This is a genomic window from Shewanella sp. Shew256, assembly GCF_002196695.1.
Classification (GTDB): domain Bacteria; phylum Pseudomonadota; class Gammaproteobacteria; order Enterobacterales; family Shewanellaceae; genus Shewanella; species Shewanella mangrovisoli.
Map to the genome: position 1 here is coordinate 411,368 of NZ_NAJR01000004.1, position 18,757 is coordinate 430,124.

The 18,757-nt window shown below is 49.5% G+C and carries 14 protein-coding genes; 9 read left to right on the forward strand and 5 right to left on the reverse strand.

The genetic code is table 11. The features are described from left to right. Positions 1-180: 180 nt before the first annotated feature. From B5P39_RS09920 to B5P39_RS09940, 5 genes are all read right to left on the reverse strand, one after another. Entirely contained in the window at positions 181-645 is a 465-nt protein-coding gene (locus tag B5P39_RS09920) for a hypothetical protein (protein ID WP_088211388.1), read from the reverse strand. Positions 646-655: 10 nt separating this feature from the next. Next, positions 656-2,773, reverse strand: a complete 2,118-nt coding sequence (locus B5P39_RS09925; RefSeq protein WP_011716707.1) for a S8 family serine peptidase — start codon at positions 2,771-2,773, stop codon at positions 656-658. 537 nt (positions 2,774-3,310) lie between these two features. Beyond that, positions 3,311-4,837, reverse strand: coding sequence for an NADP-dependent phosphogluconate dehydrogenase (gene gndA, locus B5P39_RS09930; protein WP_088211389.1), 1,527 nt, complete (start codon positions 4,835-4,837; stop codon positions 3,311-3,313). A gap of 227 nt (positions 4,838-5,064) precedes the next feature. Next, complete coding sequence (gene sugE, locus B5P39_RS09935; protein ID WP_011716705.1) at positions 5,065-5,379, reverse strand: quaternary ammonium compound efflux SMR transporter SugE; 315 nt, start codon at positions 5,377-5,379, stop codon at positions 5,065-5,067. 326 nt (positions 5,380-5,705) lie between these two features. Continuing rightward, positions 5,706-7,613: a propionyl-CoA synthetase gene (locus B5P39_RS09940; RefSeq protein WP_088211390.1), complete on the reverse strand. Its 1,908-nt coding sequence runs from the start codon at positions 7,611-7,613 to the stop codon at positions 5,706-5,708. Positions 7,614-7,839: 226 nt separating this feature from the next. Between B5P39_RS09940 and B5P39_RS09945 the strand changes: the two genes are divergently transcribed. From B5P39_RS09945 to B5P39_RS09985, 9 genes are all read left to right on the forward strand, one after another. Next, complete coding sequence (locus B5P39_RS09945) at positions 7,840-9,522, forward strand: L,D-transpeptidase family protein (protein WP_088211391.1); 1,683 nt, start codon at positions 7,840-7,842, stop codon at positions 9,520-9,522. Between the two features lie 273 nt (positions 9,523-9,795). After that, complete coding sequence (locus B5P39_RS09950; protein WP_011623082.1) at positions 9,796-10,200, forward strand: MerR family transcriptional regulator; 405 nt, start codon at positions 9,796-9,798, stop codon at positions 10,198-10,200. A 153-nt stretch (positions 10,201-10,353) separates the two neighbouring features. Further along, positions 10,354-11,523: an isovaleryl-CoA dehydrogenase gene (locus tag B5P39_RS09955; protein WP_011716702.1), complete on the forward strand. Its 1,170-nt coding sequence runs from the start codon at positions 10,354-10,356 to the stop codon at positions 11,521-11,523. A gap of 101 nt (positions 11,524-11,624) precedes the next feature. Then, the gene (locus B5P39_RS09960) at positions 11,625-13,232 is read left to right on the forward strand and encodes a carboxyl transferase domain-containing protein (RefSeq protein ID WP_088211392.1); all 1,608 of its coding nucleotides are present in this window, start codon (positions 11,625-11,627) and stop codon (positions 13,230-13,232) included. A gap of 44 nt (positions 13,233-13,276) precedes the next feature. Beyond that, entirely contained in the window at positions 13,277-14,122 is an 846-nt protein-coding gene (locus tag B5P39_RS09965; RefSeq protein WP_088211393.1) for an enoyl-CoA hydratase-related protein, read from the forward strand. Continuing rightward, positions 14,122-16,161 (forward strand): acetyl/propionyl/methylcrotonyl-CoA carboxylase subunit alpha, encoded by a 2,040-nt coding sequence (locus B5P39_RS09970; RefSeq protein WP_088211394.1) that lies wholly within the window; start codon positions 14,122-14,124, stop codon positions 16,159-16,161. Before B5P39_RS09965 ends, B5P39_RS09970 begins: the two co-directional genes overlap by 1 nt. Beyond that, positions 16,162-17,094, forward strand: coding sequence for a hydroxymethylglutaryl-CoA lyase (locus B5P39_RS09975; RefSeq protein ID WP_088211395.1), 933 nt, complete (start codon positions 16,162-16,164; stop codon positions 17,092-17,094). A gap of 68 nt (positions 17,095-17,162) precedes the next feature. Further along, positions 17,163-17,867 carry a CoA transferase subunit A gene (locus B5P39_RS09980; protein WP_011071999.1) on the forward strand — a complete coding sequence of 235 codons (705 nt, stop codon included), beginning with the start codon at positions 17,163-17,165 and terminating at the stop codon, positions 17,865-17,867. Positions 17,868-17,976: 109 nt separating this feature from the next. Then, on the forward strand, positions 17,977-18,633 hold the full coding sequence (locus tag B5P39_RS09985; protein WP_011071998.1) for a 3-oxoacid CoA-transferase subunit B: 657 nt from the start codon (positions 17,977-17,979) through the stop codon (positions 18,631-18,633). Positions 18,634-18,757 lie beyond the last annotated feature (124 nt).

Sequence of the window (18,757 nt, forward strand, 5' to 3'; positions counted from 1 at the left end):
ACCCCTTAAGCGCAGATTGTAATCGCCAAACCCATCTGAAACCAAATGATTTACCATTAAGCAGTTAACTACCCACGGTTTTTATCTCAACTTGGCCACTTTTATCACTGCTATTGAGCAGACCTCCAAAATAATAAAGGGCCTTGCGGCCCTTTATTCGATGTTAACCTAACAAGATGATTATTGGATTTCTTGCTTGGCGAGTGCGCGGTCAAGTTTGGCGCGCTCAACCTCTGGTGAGGCTTTAATCGCTTGAATTAAACCGAGCAGATCTGTGCCCTCTTCGGCGGCAAGCAACAATAAATTGTTGTTATTTTGCCAATCTACTTTTAGACCATGGGCCTTAGCAAAATCGGCAGCCGACACACCAGGTTTTAACTTAACCACTAATTTACCGGTCATTTCGGCAAAGGCCTTACCCGATTGGGTGACCACTTTTTGCCCTTTGACCAACTGCTTAGCCTGCATGACCCCTGACTCAGTTTTTACAAAGTAAGGCGTATCCAAACCTAAAAACTCAGCACGACTAACCTGAAAACCCTTAGACTCAGTTTGAGGTTCAGTAAATTCGACTTTGTCATGCGCCATCGCCTGCACCGACAGTGAAAGGGCCACAGCCACTAACGATAAATTTAACGCTTTCATTGATTACTCCTTAAGATGCAGACTTGGCAGCATGGCCATGGAAACGAATTGACCAACCTTTCAGCTTGCCATCGGCTTCGTTAGGGATAGAGATATAGCCTTGATCGTATTTAACAAATCGATAGCTACCGCTATTCACATCAATCAGCTTGATTGTCCATTCACCTTTTGATGATTCGCCATAGAAGGCATTCGATAACATAGGAGTTGCATCGTAGCCAGTGACCAGATCATCTGGGTCAGTTTTATCCATCACACCTTGGTAAACTAAACCGTTATAAGGTGTCATCAACACACTCTTAGTACCCGAAGGTGAAATCAGCTCGACCGCTAAATCCGGTAGACGTAGGTGGTCGGCAGTCAGCTCAATCTGTACGGCTTCAATCACTAAATCGTCTGCGACCACTTGGGTATCAGTCACACCATTGACGTCCGCATCGGGGATAGCCTTAGTGAGTTCAGGGCTTGCTTGCCACTCAGTGACCACATAGTCACCTAAATCTTCGGCATAGGATTTAGCCAGTTTAACGGCTTCGGTAAGATCCACACGACCAAAACCATAGAGGTTATGGAAAGAGAATCCAGCCGCGTTTTGCAACCAGCCAGGGATAGCCGTGTACACTGGAGCGGCTTCACCCTCACCTATGGTCACAGTTTTAGGTGCAATATCCGCATCTACTTTGGTTGCAGTCTTGGCGAGGATATAGCGAACATCACGCCAAGAGAGATCTGGATTCGCACTCATGATCACCGCCACCGCGCCCGAGGTATTTGGCGCCGCAGACGAGGTGCCGTTCATGGTCGATGTGTAGTCACAGTTAGGGTTTAATGGGTTCAACCCACCGTGGAATGGCGTGCTCGGTCTATCTTCAGCAATCGCGGAACCATTCTCACATCCCATACGGTCGGTAGTCACAATTGCAGGATCGTCATCACCATATTCACCACCCGGTGCAGTGACGAAAATGTTCGAACCCACAGATGAGTAGCTTGAGAGCTCGCCCTTAGCGTTAATGGCACTGACCACTAAGTTATACACGTTAGCATTGTCAGAGGACATGTTGGAGTTATGGAAAGGTAAGCCATGGTTAGCAGGCTTTTCCGCCGTTGCAGTGAAGTAATCCCCAGGCAACCAGAAGGTGCGGTAACGGTAGTAGTTATAGCCGTTGCCCGCAGATTTAACGAAAATACTGCCTTTACCATCGAAACTTTGGGTTGCAATATCTTGATAAACTTCGGTTTCATCCTCATCAAAACCATGGGGGAATGGCACGCTGTAACCATAGCTTTGGTTAAAGACTCGCGCGCTATCACTATAGGCACTGGCACCATGTGATTTAGCAAAGTTTTCAAATGTTTGAACGTTCTCGACTTTACCCGTTGGGTCTTGGTCTAAAAAGTTAAAGCCAATCAACTTAGCCTTAGGCGCAACACCACGACCGCCGATGCCATTCCAGCCCTCGGCCGCAATAATCCCACCAACGGCAGTACCATGGCCCGATTCACCCGAGAAAGGCGTTGGGTCAACTGTACCGGTAATCAAATTATAAGAACCGCCATTGACCGTATTGTTCATCAAGTCTGGATGCGCAATCTCTAAACCATCGTCCACCACAGCAACGGTAATGCCCTGTCCCATGGCATTATCTGAAATCGCACCGCTCACATTCATATCTTCACCGGCCACACCGCGGTGAGCCGCAAAGGCATTCTGCCCGGTGTTTTTTAAATGCCATTGGTAGGTAAAGAGGGGATCGCCATGCTTAATATTGATTGTCAGATTGGCTTCAGCCTGTAATTGACCGTCGGAGACTTTGAACCGAACCACTTCAGTCCCTTCGCTGGCATCGGATGCATAGGTAAATTCGCCAGTGTTTTTATTCACTAGCGTAAAGGTGCCCAGTTTAAGATCGGCCGGGTCAACCAATGAATAGGTCAAACCACCTTCGGCATCGCTCGCTTCTAGTTTTCCAGTAAACAGCATCGACTGTGACACATCAACAGTCATATCCGCCGTGGTCGGGGCAGTATTCACTTTAGGCACAGGTGCCGGAGCCTTCTTATCATCGCTCCCACAGCCAGCCAATAAGGCCGCCGTGATGCTCAATGCAACAATGGACATACGCATAGTAGACATTCCTTCTTGTCATTACTTATTGCAACTTAATTTGGCGTGATAATTTTGATTAATCTTATTCCGCATTAAGTTCTGTTATTTTAGTTATTCCCTATGATTCCCGATAAAACACAAGCACCAAATAGGAAGCAAAGATTTAACACGGAAGAAATGATTGTGAAAAGGAATATAAATAGAATGGTAGACCGATTAAATATTAATGATTATTTTATCGACAACATCAAAAAGAAACCAAGATAAGTTAAAACGAAGCATATCGGAGCTAAACCAAAGTAAAACAATGAGTTATACAATATTAAATCATTTTAAATTTACAGTATGACAAACAGTTAAACACACATACTTTTTTACATTTTTAAATATTCAAATCCTTTTATGATGTTACATTTATAAAAATAACCATACTATAGATATGGTAAATAATATAAGTAAACACCATAAAATTAACATTTAAATAACATGCAGTATTTATCAAAATAAAGCCAAGCAATAAAAAAGCCCCTATTTAGGGGCCTTTGTACGATTTATTTAGAGTTTAATTAATACCCTGTTTGGGGCACTCCAATCTAAATGATATTTCTCGCCAGCGGGCTTATCTAAGCGCTCAAAGGTATGGGCACCGAAAAAGTCCCTTTGACCTTGAAGCAAGTTTGCTGGCAGGGTCTCGCTGCGGTAACTGTCGTAATAGGCCAGTGCCGAACTAATACAAGGTACAGGGATCCCTTGCATCACAGCCGCCGCTACAGCACTGCGCCACTCAGTTTGTTTTTCCGATAAGGTAGTTGCAAAGGTGTCTGCCATCAATAAACAGCTTAAGTCCGCATCCGCTTGATAAGCTTGAGTGATCGATTGCAAGAAGGTCGCACGAATAATACAACCCGCACGCCAAATCTTAGCGATTTCAGCAAAATCGAGCTGCCATTTTTGCTCCTGCGCCGTCATCGCCATCAGTTGGAAACCCTGGGCGTAGCAACACACTTTCGCGCAGTAGAGCGCACTCTCTAAGGTATCGATTAAACTGGCTTTTTGAGCATCATCCATCGCCACTGAGGCAGGACCTGCGAGCTTTTTACTGAGCTCAACACGGAGGGATTTTTGGGTGCTCACCGCGCGAGCATAAACCGCTTCGGCAATGGTGGGAGCCGGGCAACCAATTTGCAAACTGCTGACCGCAGTCCAAAGCCCGGTGCCCTTTTGCCCAGCTTTATCGAGGATCATCTCAACTAACGGCTGACCGGTTAGTGGATCCGCCTGTTTGAGTACTTCGGCGCTGATCCCCATCAGATAGCTATTTAAACTGCCCTTATTCCAGCGTTCAAACACCTCACCCACTTGTGCTGCACTCATGCCTAAACCATCGTGCATTAACTGATAGGCTTCGCAAATCAGTTGCATATCGGCGTATTCAATCCCGTTATGCACCATTTTCACATAATGCCCGGCGCCAGCAGGACCAATATAGGTCGTGCAAGGCTCACCTTCGGTCACGGGATTACCCGGCTCAAAACGCTCAATCGGCAGCCCTGTTTGAGGAGCAACCTTAGCGGCAATGGCCTTCCAAATCGGCGCCACATGCTGCCAAGCCCCAAGATCGCCACTTGGCATTAAGGAAGGGCCAAAACGGGCACCGACTTCCCCACCAGAAACCGCCGAGCTGAAGAAGATAAATTTCCCTTGGTAACGCTTTTCGCGCTCAACGGTGTCCGTCCAAAGACTGTTGCCCGTATCGATAACGATATCGTCCGCTTCGATGCCGGCAGAAATCAAGGCATGACATACCCCATCCACAGGCGCACCCGCAGGGACAGACAGCACGAGAATACGGGGGTGAGCGAGGCTTGCTAACATTTCTGAAAGATTAGCACAGCCAGTAATACGCAGTTCCTGTCCTACACGTTCTTGTTTTTCTTGCTGTAAAACACCGTTGACTTTAACAGGATCGAGGTCGAAAGCACTGACGCTATATTGATTGTCGGCAATGTTTAGCGCGAGGTTTTTGCCCATCACGCCAAGGCCAATCACGCCAATGTCATTAAGATTGCTGTGGTTTTGCATTATATAATTCCCACGGGTCACAGAGGTTAGAAATAACCAATTTGGAGGTGTAATTATATCGGGCTTTGTAACTTAATTACCAGAGACAATAGACGATGCATACGATTGGCAATCCCGATTACAGCCTAAGATGTGTTGTTTTTTCAGGAGAATATTCCTAGATCTCATTAAACATCTTTACCAATCGTATACATCTGGGCGAACTCTTCCCTAGGGAAGTAAATGGATTAATGAGCGAGTTTTAAGCCGAGCACGCCAAGCAAAATGAGGATTAAGCTGGCGATTTTCAGCAGGCTCACGCCCTCACCTAACAGAATAATGCCCGCAATTGCCGTGCCCATGGCACCTATGCCGACCCAAACGCCATACGCCGTGCCTATCGGTAGCTGTTTAACCGCCAGCCCCAACAGCAGCACACTCACTGTCATGGAGAATACAGTAAACACACTCGGCCAGAGGCGGCTAAATCCGTCGGTGTACTTAAGCCCGATCGCCCAACCAATTTCAAATAGTCCAGCAAGAATTAATAGAAACCAGCTCATAGAGAACTCCCATACGGGGTCGTCCCCAAATTGATATCGGCGTATTTAGGGTCGTCCCTAAGCCGTTGTGAAATGTGTAATGTCGCTAACAATTTGAATCTAGATATAAAGCTTAAGATCCAATTCCTTAATAGTGCTCCGTAAAGACTTAACTATTAAGTATGCGGGCTAGACTAGCAAATAGTGATATATAAGAGCAAGCCTTGGGCTCCAGCGATTTCTCCCAAAATAAAAGCGATAGCCTGATGGGACTGCTCTCATCAGGCTATCGCTTTATCTTGGCTGTACGGCCCTTATTTTTGACCGCTCACTACTGCCTTGTCAGATTACCCTACAAGAGCATCGGCATAACCCATGCGGGTTAAGGTCGTGCGGACTAAATCGAGGGTCTGCGGATCTTCAATGGTCGCTGGCGCCGTATATTGCTGATTATCGGCAATTTTACGCATAGTGCCGCGCAGGATTTTGCCCGAGCGGGTTTTCGGTAGCTTTTGAATCGCACTCACCAACCTAAAGGACGCGACGGGACCAATTTCTTGGCGAACGAGGGCAATTAACTGCTTATGCAGTTCCTCGTCCGTAATGGTCACGCCCTTTTTCAGCACCACTAAGCCCAAGGGCACTTGGCCTTTGAGTTTATCATCGACACCAATCACGGCCGCTTCGGCTACATCGGGATGCTGACACAGGACCTCTTCAAATCGCCCGGTGGAGAGTCGATGGCCGGCTACGTTAATAATGTCATCGATACGGCTCATGATATACAGATAACCATCTTCATCCATGTAACCCGCATCCCCCGTAAGGTAATAGCCTGGGTACATAGATAAGTAACTGTCTTGATAGCGTTTATTATTTTGCCAGAGTGTAGTGAGCGTACCCGGTGGCAACGGTAATTTGATGACCACGTTGCCCGAGACATTCGCCGCCACTTTGGCGCCTAGTTCATCGACCACATCGACTTCATATCCTGGGACGGGTCGACCGGGCGATCCCGCTTTAACCGCAATCGGTGCCACCCCCATCAGGTTCGCAGCCACAGGCCAGCCCGTTTCTGTTTGCCACCAATGGTCGATAACCGGTTTATACAGTTTGGCTTCAGCCCAATGTAAGGTATCGGGATCGCAGCGCTCCCCAGCCAAAAAAACATTCTTCAAACAGCTTAAATCGACACCTTGGATAAATTCGCCGTCGGGATCTTCGCGCTTAATGGCACGGATCGCCGTGGGCGCCGTAAAAAAGCTTTTGACTCGATATTTAGCAATCGTGCGCCAAAAGGCGCCGGGATCAGGTGTGCCTACGGGTTTTCCTTCATATAACAAGGTCGTCGCCCCGACAAGCAGCGGGCCATAGACAATATACGAATGCCCTACAACCCAGCCCACATCCGATGCAGCCCAAAACACATCCCCTTGGGCAATATCATAAATATTGGCCATGGACCAAGCCAATGCCACCGCATGGCCGCCATTGTCCCGCACCACGCCCTTGGGTTGACCCGTGGTCCCCGAGGTATAAAGCACATACAGGGGATCGGTGGCTTTCACTGTCACACAATCGGCACTGTCGCTAGTACATAAGGCGGTTTGCCAGTCCTTATCGCGCCCCGCTTGCATCTGCGCCTCATATTGGGGGCGATTTAAAATCAAGCAGTGCTCAACTTTGTGCACGGCTTCATTTAATGCTTTGTCCAGTAAGGGTTTATAGGGCACCACGCCCGAAGGTTCAATCCCGCAGGAGGCGGACATTACCAACTTTGGTTTAGCATCATTGATCCGGGTCGCCAGCTCATTAGCCGCAAAGCCGCCGAAGACCACCGAATGGATGGCGCCAATGCGCGCGCAGGCAAGCATGGCATAGGCGGTCTCGGGCACCATGGGCATGTAGATGACCACACGGTCTCCCTTAGTCACGCCAACGCTTTGCAAATAGCCCGCAAGCCTTGCCACTTGAGCCTGCAACTCACAGTAAGTAATGCTGTATTCGGTTTCCGTCACAGGGCTCACGTAATGGATGGCAATTTGCTCACCACGCCCCGCCAACACGTGCCTGTCCACCGCGTTGTAGCAAGTGTTTAACTCGCCATCGCTAAACCAGTGATAAAACGGTGCCTCGCTTTCATCTAATATTTGTTTGCTCGGCGTAACCCAGTCTAAGGCCTTGGCGGCTTGTTGCCAAAATGCCTGTTTATTCGCAATAGATGTCTGATGTAATTGTTGTCCAACATCTGTCATAAGGCCTCCCATCATGACACTCACCCGTGTCACCACAGATGAAACTCTCCCCTTCCTTCCCAAATTGATTATGACCTGCCCAGCGCTATTCCCCCATTAGACTAAGGGATATAACCACTAAAACTGTTAAACATGTTGGATAATTGTACAGCACACTTGCTGTACGAAATGATTCAACATAGTCTTATGTCTTTAATGGATTTTTTCATGGAAAGAAATACTCATTATGATGCGCTTCAAACAACTCAAACCTGCCTTACTCCTGATCCTCAGTCTCGTTAGCGCGAGCGGCGTTGCGTCAACCCAGCAGCTAGAGACCTTACTCGAACCCTTATCTATTGGTGAACGAGCCAAGGTCGACAATACTCAGGTCATTAGTGCCAAGTTGCTGTCGCGGGTCTACCAAGTGCGTCAATATCAGCCGCTCTGGCAAGACAGAGAATACGCGGGCACTATGCTCGATGTGATTAAAAGTGCCGATGATGAAGGGTTGTCGAAGGAAGATTATCACTACTCCAAGCTAGTCGAACTTTACCAACAGCTCAGTGCCTCGAATTGGCAGGATGAATACCGCAGCAGTGTATTTGAAGTGCTTCTAAGCGATGGGATCATCACCTACGCCATTCACTTGCTAAACGGCAAAGTGAACCCCAGTATGCTCGGCAAAACCTGGAATTATGATGAAACCCATCTGGATTTCGATACCACGTTAAAGCAGCTCGAAGAACACATTAAAGCACACACTGTGGCTGATGCTATTGCAGGCTTAGCACCTAAGATTGCGCCCTATCACCAGCTTAAACAGTATCTTGCCCAGTACAAAGACTTAGCAGCACGCTATCCCTTTAGCCCCATTCCCTATACGGAAGTCATCAAGCCCGGCAGCACTTCCCCTTCGGTACAAGGCATTGCTACACGGCTAACAGAGTTAGGTTACTTAGCGGCTAGCGCGCCAGCGGACAATAGCGCCGCCGTGAACCAGCCCTTAACGTACGACAGCACGCTTGAAGCCACAGTGCGTCAATTCCAAACCGACCATAGCCTCAAAGCCGATGGCGTGATTGGTGCGGGCACTATGGCGGCGCTGAATGTGCCCTACTCGCAACGGGTCGATCAGATCCGTATCAACCTCGAGCGTGCGCGCTGGTTATCGGCAAACTTGCCCGCCAATTATCTTATCGTCAACTTGGCAGGTTATGAACTGTTACTCTTTAAAGACAACAGCCTAAGCTGGCGAACCGACATTATCATCGGCAAAATTAACGCTAAAACGCCGCTGTTTAAATCCAAGTTAAAATACGTGGTTGTCAATCCCACTTGGACAGTGCCCCGCAGCATCTCGACTGAAATCATCAATCACTTGCGTAAAGATCCCGATTATTTACAGAAGAAACACTTTAAAGTGGTCGAAGGCTCGGGCACGCCCGTGGATGCAAGCGGCATCGATTGGCATAGCATGACGCGCAAAAACTTCCCCTACTGGTTTGTGCAAGACCCGGGTGAAGATAACTCACTGGGGTTAGTTAAGTTTATCTTCCCTAACCAATACTCGATTTATCTACATGATACGCCAGCAAAAAGTCTGTTTGAACAAACGGATAGAGCCTTCAGTCATGGCTGTATTCGAGTCAAAGATCCGCTCGTGCTGGCGGATAAATTGCTGAGTGCCAATGCCTATTGGTCAAGTAACACGCTCAGTAGCAAATTAAGTGAGGGAAAAACGGAAAACCTGTTCTTAGATGAGCCCTTGGACATTTTGATCATGTATTGGACCGTCACCTTAAAGGACGGGAAAATCAAGTTTTACAATGACGTATATAAACGCGATCCGGTACTTATCGAGGCGTTAAACCGCCCAACTTATGAGGGTGTGTTAGCCGATGATGGCTTGCTCAACACCATGGAGTAAGCGCCGATAATCGCGGCTTTTGATACAAGTTGCTTGCTCAATCCACTGCGCTGCGTTGCCCAATTGTAAGACGAGGGCAATGCGGCACTTCCCCGCATCAAAAGTGCCTTTCCTACTCAGTGTTTAGCTCATTAATATCAATAGGTTGATTTGAGGTCATTCGAGCGAGTGGCAACAAGAATTGACAAAAAATTCAGACTAACCACACCGCAATCTTTACCTTTACGTAAACTTCATATATCTTGCTAAAAAATGATTAACTAAGGTGCCTGAATGAGCGCAACTAACACGCCACAAACGACTTATTCGATCAGTGATCTCTCCAAAGAGTTTGATATCACAACCCGAAGCATTCGTTTTTACGAAGACCAAGGCTTACTTAAGCCAAAACGTCGCGGTCAAACCCGTATTTACAGTCTCAAAGACAGGGTTCGACTCAAACTAATTCTGCGCGGCAAGCGCCTTGGGTTCTCTCTCGCAGAAACCCGTCGCCTGTTCGAACTTTACGATGCCGACAAGAGCAGCACCACCCAGCTCAATACCATGCTTGCCCTAGTGGAAGAGAAAAAATCCGCACTGCAGCAGCAAATGGACGACATTAAAGTGGTACTGATGGAGCTGAACTCGGCCGAGCAACAATGCCGCCTCGCCCTAGAAGAAAGCAAGGCCAAAGCCTAATTCCTTCGAGGCTTGCGAGCATAGCATTAATCAACACCTCAGTTGGTACGACCGCGTGACAGGGACATATCACGCACTGTAAGACGATTTTAAAGACTCAAGCACCTAATAATCATAAAAATATAAATTAGAACCTAAGATAGGACACAAGCAATGAACTCACTCTACACCAGTCTCAATTTTGGCCTAGGCGAAGAAGTCGATATGCTGCGCGATGCGGTGCAAGATTTCGCTAAACACGAAATCGCCCCTATTGCCGCGAAAGTCGACCACGACAACGCCTTCCCTAACGAAATTTGGCCCGTGCTCGGTGGAATGGGACTCTTAGGTGTCACTGTGCCTGAGGAATACGGCGGTGCCAACATGGGCTATCTTGCCCACGTGGTCGCCATGGAAGAGATTTCCCGCGCATCTGCTTCTATCGGGTTAAGCTACGGCGCCCACTCCAACCTGTGTGTAAACCAAATTAACCGTAACGGTAATGCAGAGCAAAAAGCCAAGTATTTACCAAAGCTGGTCAGCGGTGAACATATCGGCGCACTGGCGATGAGTGAACCCAATGCGGGCTCAGATGTGGTTTCGATGAAGCTGCACGCCCGTAAAGAAGGCGACCGTTACATCCTCAATGGCAACAAGATGTGGATCACCAACGGTCCCGATGCCAATACCTATGTGATTTATGCCAAAACCGACTTAACCAAGGGCGCACACGGCATCACGGCCTTTATCGTTGAGCGAGGTTTTAAAGGTTTCAGCCAAGCGCAAAAACTCGACAAACTGGGGATGCGCGGTTCAAACACCTGTGAACTGGTGTTTGAAGATGTCGAAGTGCCAGAGGAAAACATTCTCGGCGGCCTCAACAATGGCGTAAAAGTGCTGATGAGCGGCTTAGATTACGAGCGCGTCGTGCTCTCAGGCGGCCCGCTGGGGATCATGAACGCCTGTATGGACATCGTCGTACCTTATATCCACGAGCGTGAGCAATTTGGTAAATCCATCGGTGAATTCCAATTAGTACAAGGCAAATTAGCCGACATGTACACTGGTATGAACGCCGCCAAAGCCTATGTCTACAGCGTGGCGAAATCCTGCGATCGCGGTGAAACCACCCGTAAAGACGCCGCAGGCGCCATTCTTTACAGCGCGGAGCTGGCGACCAAAATGGCACTGGATGCCATTCAATTGCTCGGCGGTAACGGTTACGTCAACGAGTATGCGACTGGCCGCTTACTGCGCGATGCCAAACTCTATGAGATTGGCGCTGGCACCTCAGAAATTCGCCGTATGCTGATTGGCCGCGAGCTCTTTAACGAATCGAAATAAGCAGCCTAGGGCGAACGGCGCATGATGAGCTTTTGCCTTTCATGCCCCTTCGCCCACCGAGCCAACTGATACTGAGTTACCGCTTTATAAGGACAATCAAAGTGACGCAATTAAGCAGTCGTATCAACGCCCGTAGCGATGAATTTAAAGCCAAATCCGACGATATGGCCGCCCTAGTGGCCGATCTTAAAACCAAACTCGCCAAAATTGAACTTGGCGGCGGCCCCGTTGCCCTAGAGCGCCATTTGGCCCGCGGCAAACTCCTTCCCCGTCAACGGGTTGAGAAACTCCTCGACGCTGGTTCGCCCTTTTTAGAACTGTCCCAGTTCGCCGCCTTCGACGTTTACGATGAAGAAGTCCCCGCCGCAGGAATTATCGCCGGTATCGGCCGAGTGAGCGGCGTGGAGTGCATGATTATCGCCAACGATGCCACGGTCAAAGGCGGCACTTACTACCCTATCACAGTCAAAAAACACTTAAGGGCACAAGAGATTGCCAGTCGCTGCCATCTGCCCTGTATCTATTTAGTCGACTCGGGCGGCGCTAACTTGCCCCGTCAGGATGAAGTCTTTCCAGACCGCGATCATTTCGGCCGGATTTTCTACAACCAAGCACAAATGTCCGCCAAGGGCATTCCGCAAATTGCGGTGGTGATGGGTCTGTGTACCGCGGGCGGCGCCTATGTGCCTGCCATGGCCGATGAATCTATTATCGTTAAAGAACAAGGCACTATCTTTTTAGCTGGGCCGCCGTTAGTTAAAGCCGCGACCGGTGAGGAAGTCAGCGCCGAAGAACTCGGCGGCGCCGACGTACACACTAAAATTTCAGGTGTAGCGGACCACTTAGCCCAAAACGATGAGCATGCCTTAGAGCTTGCCCGCCGCGCTGTGCTGCGTCTGAATCATCAAAAACAAATCAATAGTCTGCTGAGCCCAGTTAAGCCACCTAAGTTTGATATCAGCGAACTCTACGGTATCGTCGGCACCGACTTGAAAAAGCCCTTCGATGTGAAAGAAGTGATCGCTCGCATCGTCGACGACTCCGATTTCGATGAGTTTAAGGCCAACTATGGCGCAACCCTAGTTTGTGGTTTTGCCCGTATTCACGGCTATCCCGTGGGAATTGTGGCCAACAACGGCATTTTATTCTCAGAATCGGCGCAAAAAGGCGCGCACTTTATCGAACTGTGCTGCCAGCGCAAGATCCCGCTGCTGTTCCTGCAAAACATTACCGGCTTTATGGTGGGTAAAAAGTACGAACACGAAGGTATCGCTAAGCACGGCGCCAAGATGGTGACCGCAGTCTCCTGCGCCAATGTACCAAAATTTACCGTGATTATCGGCGGCAGCTACGGCGCGGGTAACTACGGCATGTGTGGCCGCGCCTTCGAACCGACCATGATGTGGATGTGGCCCAATGCGCGCATCTCTGTAATGGGTGGCGAGCAAGCCGCTGGCGTATTAGCCACAGTGCGCCGCGACGGTTTAGCCCGTAAGGGCGAAGAATGGTCTGCTGAGGCTGAAAAGGCCTTCAAGGCGCCGATTATTGCCCAGTACGATAAAGAGGGTCATCCCTACCACGCCAGCGCACGCCTGTGGGATGACGGTATTATCGACCCGGCGCAAACCCGTGATGTGGTGGGCCTTGCCCTGTCAGCCGCATTAAATGCCCCTATCGAAGACACCCGCTTCGGCGTCTTCCGTATGTAACGCATCTTGCGATGCCTTACGTATAACTCATAGAGGGAATAATAATGACTGACACACAACACCAGAACACTAGCACTCAATCCTTAGCTAATTTGCAGCACGTCAGCTATGCGCTGAATAACGGCGTGGGCGAGTTAATCCTTAACCGCGCAGAAGTGCACAACGCCTTCGATGAGGTGATGATCAGCGAAATGATCGCCGTCCTAGGTTATTTTGCCGAGCACAAAGACTGCAAACTGTTGGTATTAAAAGCCAATGGCAAAAACTTCAGCGCAGGCGCCGACTTAAACTGGATGCGCAAACAAGCCAAGATGGATTTTGATCAAAATCTGAATGACGCTAAGGCGCTGGCTAAGCTGATGCAGGATCTAGATACCTTTCCAAAACCTACTATCGCCTTAGTCCAAGGTGCAGCCTTTGGCGGCGCGCTTGGGTTAATCTGCGCCAGTGATATAGCCATCGCCACCGAGCGTGCCAGTTTCTGCTTAAGCGAAGTCAAACTAGGGCTGATCCCCGCAGTGATTAGCCCCTACGTTGCCCGCGCCATGGGCAATCGCGCCTCACGCCGCTATATGCTCACAGCGGAGCGTTTTGATACGCAAACGGCGCTCAAACTCAATGTTATCCATGAGATAAACGATGATTTAGCGGCCGCAGCCCAACCCATTATCACCGCGCTGCTCGCCAACAGTCCGCAGGGAATGGCATGGGTAAAGACCCTACTCGCCCGCCTAGAAGATGGCGTGATAGACCAAGATACGATTGATTACACCAGCGAGCGCATCGCCCGCATTCGGGTATCTGATGAAGGCCAAGAAGGTTTAAACGCCTTTTTTGAGAAACGTCAGCCGAACTGGCACACGCCAACAGATACTCAAGGAGTTATTTGATGTTGATTAACAGCATGTTCACTAAGCTTTTAATTGCTAACCGTGGTGAAATTGCCTGCCGCATTATCAAAACCGCGCAGGCCATGGGCGTTCGCACCGTAGCCTTATATTCCGATGCCGATAAAAACGCGCGCCATGTTGCCATGGCCGACGAATCGTTTTACTTAGGTGGCAGCGCTCCGGCGGATTCTTACCTCAAGGGCGACTTGATTATTGAAATCGCCAAAAAAGCCCAAGCACAAGCCATTCATCCTGGCTATGGCTTCTTATCGGAAAACGCCGACTTTGCCCGCAAGTGTGAGGCGGCCGGAATCGTATTTGTTGGCCCAGGCAGTGATGCCATCGATGCCATGGGCAGCAAGAGCGCGGCCAAAGCCATTATGACGGCGGCCCAAGTGCCTTTAGTGCCAGGTTACCATGGTGACGATCAAACCGACGCAACACTCAAGGCCGAAGCCTTAAAAATCGGCTTCCCCATGCTGATAAAAGCCGCCTACGGTGGCGGTGGCAAAGGCATGCGTATCGTTGAGCATGAAGGCGAAATCATGGACGCCATCAACTCGGCGCGCCGTGAAGCGGCCTCCTCCTTCGGTAACGATAAATTATTGATGGAGCGTTATTTACGCCAGCCTCGCCATGTCGAAGTGCAAGTATTTGCCGATACCTTTGGCAATGCGATTTACCTATCGGATCGCGACTGCTCGATTCAGCGCCGCCATCAAAAAGTGGTCGAAGAAGCCCCAGCGCCCGGTTTAAGCGATGAGCTGCGCGCCCAAATGGGTGAAGCCGCCGTAGCTGCCGCCAAGGCCATCGATTATGTTGGTGCAGGAACCGTTGAATTCCTGTTAGATACCGACAATAGCTTCTACTTTATGGAGATGAATACCCGTCTGCAGGTAGAGCATCCAGTCACCGAAATGGTGACGGGCCAAGACTTAGTCAAATGGCAGTTAATGGTCGCTAGTGGCCAGCCGTTACCGCTCAAACAGGACGAAGTGCGTATCCATGGACACGCCTTTGAGGTGCGTATTTACGCCGAAGATCCGCAAAATGAGTTCTTACCCGCCAGCGGTAAGCTCAATTTCCTGCGCGAACCCGAGCAAAGCAAATACGTGCGTATCGATTCCGGCATCCGTGAAAACGATGTGATCAGTAATTTCTATGATCCTATGATAGCCAAGCTCATAGTTTGGGATGAGTCGCGTCCACGTGCGCTGCAACGCCTAGTGCATGCCCTCGAGTCCTATCAAATCAGCGGGCTTAAACACAATATTGAATTTTTAGCCAATATTGCCGAGCATCCCGCCTTTGCCAAGGCAGACTTTAGCACCGACTTTATCAACCGTTACGGCGATGCGCTGATTGGCAGTGCTTCGAGCGAAACCGATACGGCAATCGCCTTTGCCGCGCTGTATCAAGTACTTGCCCGTAAAGAAGCCGCCAAGGCACAGGCGATTAATAGCGCCGATCCTTACTCGCCTTGGGGCCAAGTCAGTGGCTTTAGACTCAACAGCGTTAGCCAACATACTATTGCCCTGCTCGACGATGCCCACGAGTTACAACAATTGGTGCTATTAGACTTTGGCGATCACTATCAGCTATCTCTGCCAACGGAAGAAGGTCATGTCAGCAAGTCACTTAGTGGTGAGCTTAAGCAGGATTTACTGTTAGCCGAAATCAACGGCCATAAGAGCAAAGTGCCTGTTAGCGCTCAAGGCGATGATTTTACGCTGTTTTTACCCTCGGGCAGTTATCACTTCAGGGCGGTTAAAACCCAAGTGGTTGAGGCCGAGTCCAGCAATGAAGATAAACTCAAAGCTCCGATGAACGGCACAGTCGTCACCCACTTAGTGGAAGTCGGTGCTGAGGTGAAGGCAGGACAAGGGCTACTGGTGATGGAAGCGATGAAGATGGAATACACCATCGAAGCGCCCTTCGACGGTATTGTTACTGAGTTCTACTTCAAGGCGGGCGAGTTAGTGAGCGATGGCGCTGTGCTGCTCCATGTTGAGCCAAAAGCCCAGAGCGAGGAAGCCTAAATGTCTGCGCTGGATCTTACGAACTTAAGCGCCAGCTCGGATAGGGTTAGCCTATTCGAGATGGGGCCCCGTGATGGCTTGCAGAATGAGGCCGCCGTCCCAACACAGGCCAAAGTCGCCTTGATTGAATCCCTCGCCGATGCGGGTGTGAAGCGAATTGAAGCAGGCAGTTTTGTGTCACCCAAATGGGTGCCACAAATGGCCGATAGCGGTGACGTATTGCGCCAAATTCGCCGCCAAGCGGGCGTGGTTTACAGCGCCCTCACCCCCAATGTCAAAGGCTTAGAGCTGGCCCTGGATGCAAAAGCTTCCGAAGTCGCTATCTTTGGTGCGGCGTCACAAAGCTTTAGCCAACGCAATATCAACTGTTCGATTGAAGAGTCGATTGAACGCTTTATCCCATTGATGGACATGGCAAAAGCCGCCAATATCCCAGTACGTGGCTATGTGTCCTGCGTTTTAGGTTGCCCCTATGAAGGGGAAATCGCGGCGAGCGAAGTGGCAAGAGTGTCTGAAATCCTTTACAAAATGGGCTGTTACGAAATTTCGCTCGGCGACACTATCGGTGTAGGCACGCCGTTAAAAGCCCGTAAAATGCTGCAAGCCGTGATGGAGCGAGTCCCGGTAGAAAAGCTTGCCCTGCACTTCCACGACACCTATGGCCAAGCATTAGCCAATATTACCGCCTGCCTAGACTTAGGTGTGCGCAGCTTTGACGCCTCAGTGGCGGGCCTAGGTGGTTGCCCATATGCAAAAGGCGCATCGGGCAATCTGGCGAGTGAAGACTTGGTCTATATGCTCCACGGGCTCGGTTTGAAGACGGGTATCGATTTAGAAAAACTGGCATTAGCGGGTTTTGGGATCAGCAAACAATTAAATCGTCTTAATGGCTCTAAAGTCGCCAATGCAATTTTGCAGGGCGCCAAAGCCTAGACTCAAGCGTCGAGGCGCTAAACATCCCTAGCGCCTTGGGGACTGAATAACAGTAAAAGGACATCAAAATGGCAGGACTCAATAAAGTCGTCAGCAGCTATGAAGAAGCGTTAACAGGTTTATCCGATGATATGACCATTATGGTTGGCGGTTTTGGCCTGTGCGGTATTCCTGAAGGCTTAATCAATCAAATGGTTAAGATGGGCGTTAAGGGCTTAACCGCCATTTCAAATAACGCGGGTGTGGATGATTTCGGTCTGGGCTTATTGTTAAAACATCGCCAGATTTCGACCATGATCGCCTCCTACGTCGGTGAGAACGCCACTTTCGAACAGCAAATGCTCTCTGGCGAACTGAATGTGATTTTAACGCCACAGGGTACGCTGGCGGAAAAAATCCGCGCGGGCGGCGCAGGTATTCCGGCGTTTTTCACCGCCACAGGCTACGGCACCCCCGTGGCTGAAGGTAAAGAAACCCGTGAAATCAAAGGCCGTCACTATGTGTTAGAAGAATCTCTGACCGCCGATTTTGCCCTCGTTCGCGCTTGGAAGGCCGATACTATGGGTAACTTAGTGTTCCGCAAAACCGCCGCTAACTTTAATCCTATGATGGCGACTGCGGGCAAAATCACGGTAGTGGAAGCCGAGTTTATTGTGGAGCCGGGCGAGCTCGATCCTGATCATATCCATACTCCCGGCATTTATGTTGATCGCGTCATCCAAGGCAAGTTCGAGAAACGAATCGAGCAGCGCACGGTAAAAGCGGCGAAATAAGAAACGCGAACGATTAACAACGCAAGCTAAAGCGACAGAGTCTCAGCCCTAAATAAAGACCGAAAAATTGAGGCCAATAGCGACTCTAGGTAAAGGAAGGATAAAGATCATGGCATTATCAAGAGAACAACTGGCACAGCGCGTTGCCAAAGAATTACAAGACGGCTACTACGTCAACCTCGGTATTGGTATCCCGACGCTCGTGGCTAACTACATTCCCGAAGGTATGGAAGTGATGCTGCAATCGGAAAACGGCCTGCTCGGCATGGGGGAATTTCCGACGGAAGAAACCATAGATCCGGATTTAATTAACGCCGGCAAACAAACCGTTACCGCAGTAAAAGGTGCCTCGTTTTTCTCCTCCGCCGAAAGCTTTGCCATGATCCGTGGCGGCCATGTGGACTTGACCGTACTCGGCGCCTTTGAGGTCGATGTGAATGGTTCCATCGCCTCATGGATGATCCCAGGCAAGCTCATCAAGGGCATGGGCGGCGCAATGGATTTAGTCGCGGGTGCGGAAAATATTATCGTGACTATGATGCACGCCGATAAGTACGGTAACTCTAAGCTGTTACCCGTGTGCGAATTGCCCCTCACAGGTTACGGCTGCATCAAACGTGTTGTTACCGATTTAGCCTTTATTGAGATTAAAGATGGCGCCTTCCATCTGTTAGAGCGCGCCCCCGGTGTCAGCGTTGAAGAAATTGTTAGCAAAACCGCTGGTAAGTTAATCGTGCCAGACCATGTACCAGAGATGGTGTTTTAAGCATTGTTTAACACGGTAAGTTAATAAACTCACACAATATACATCAGCTAAATGCTAGGCTTAGACCTCCATATAAGCCTAGCTATCTAGTGAATTACCCAACTAAATTATCCATTGCTAATCA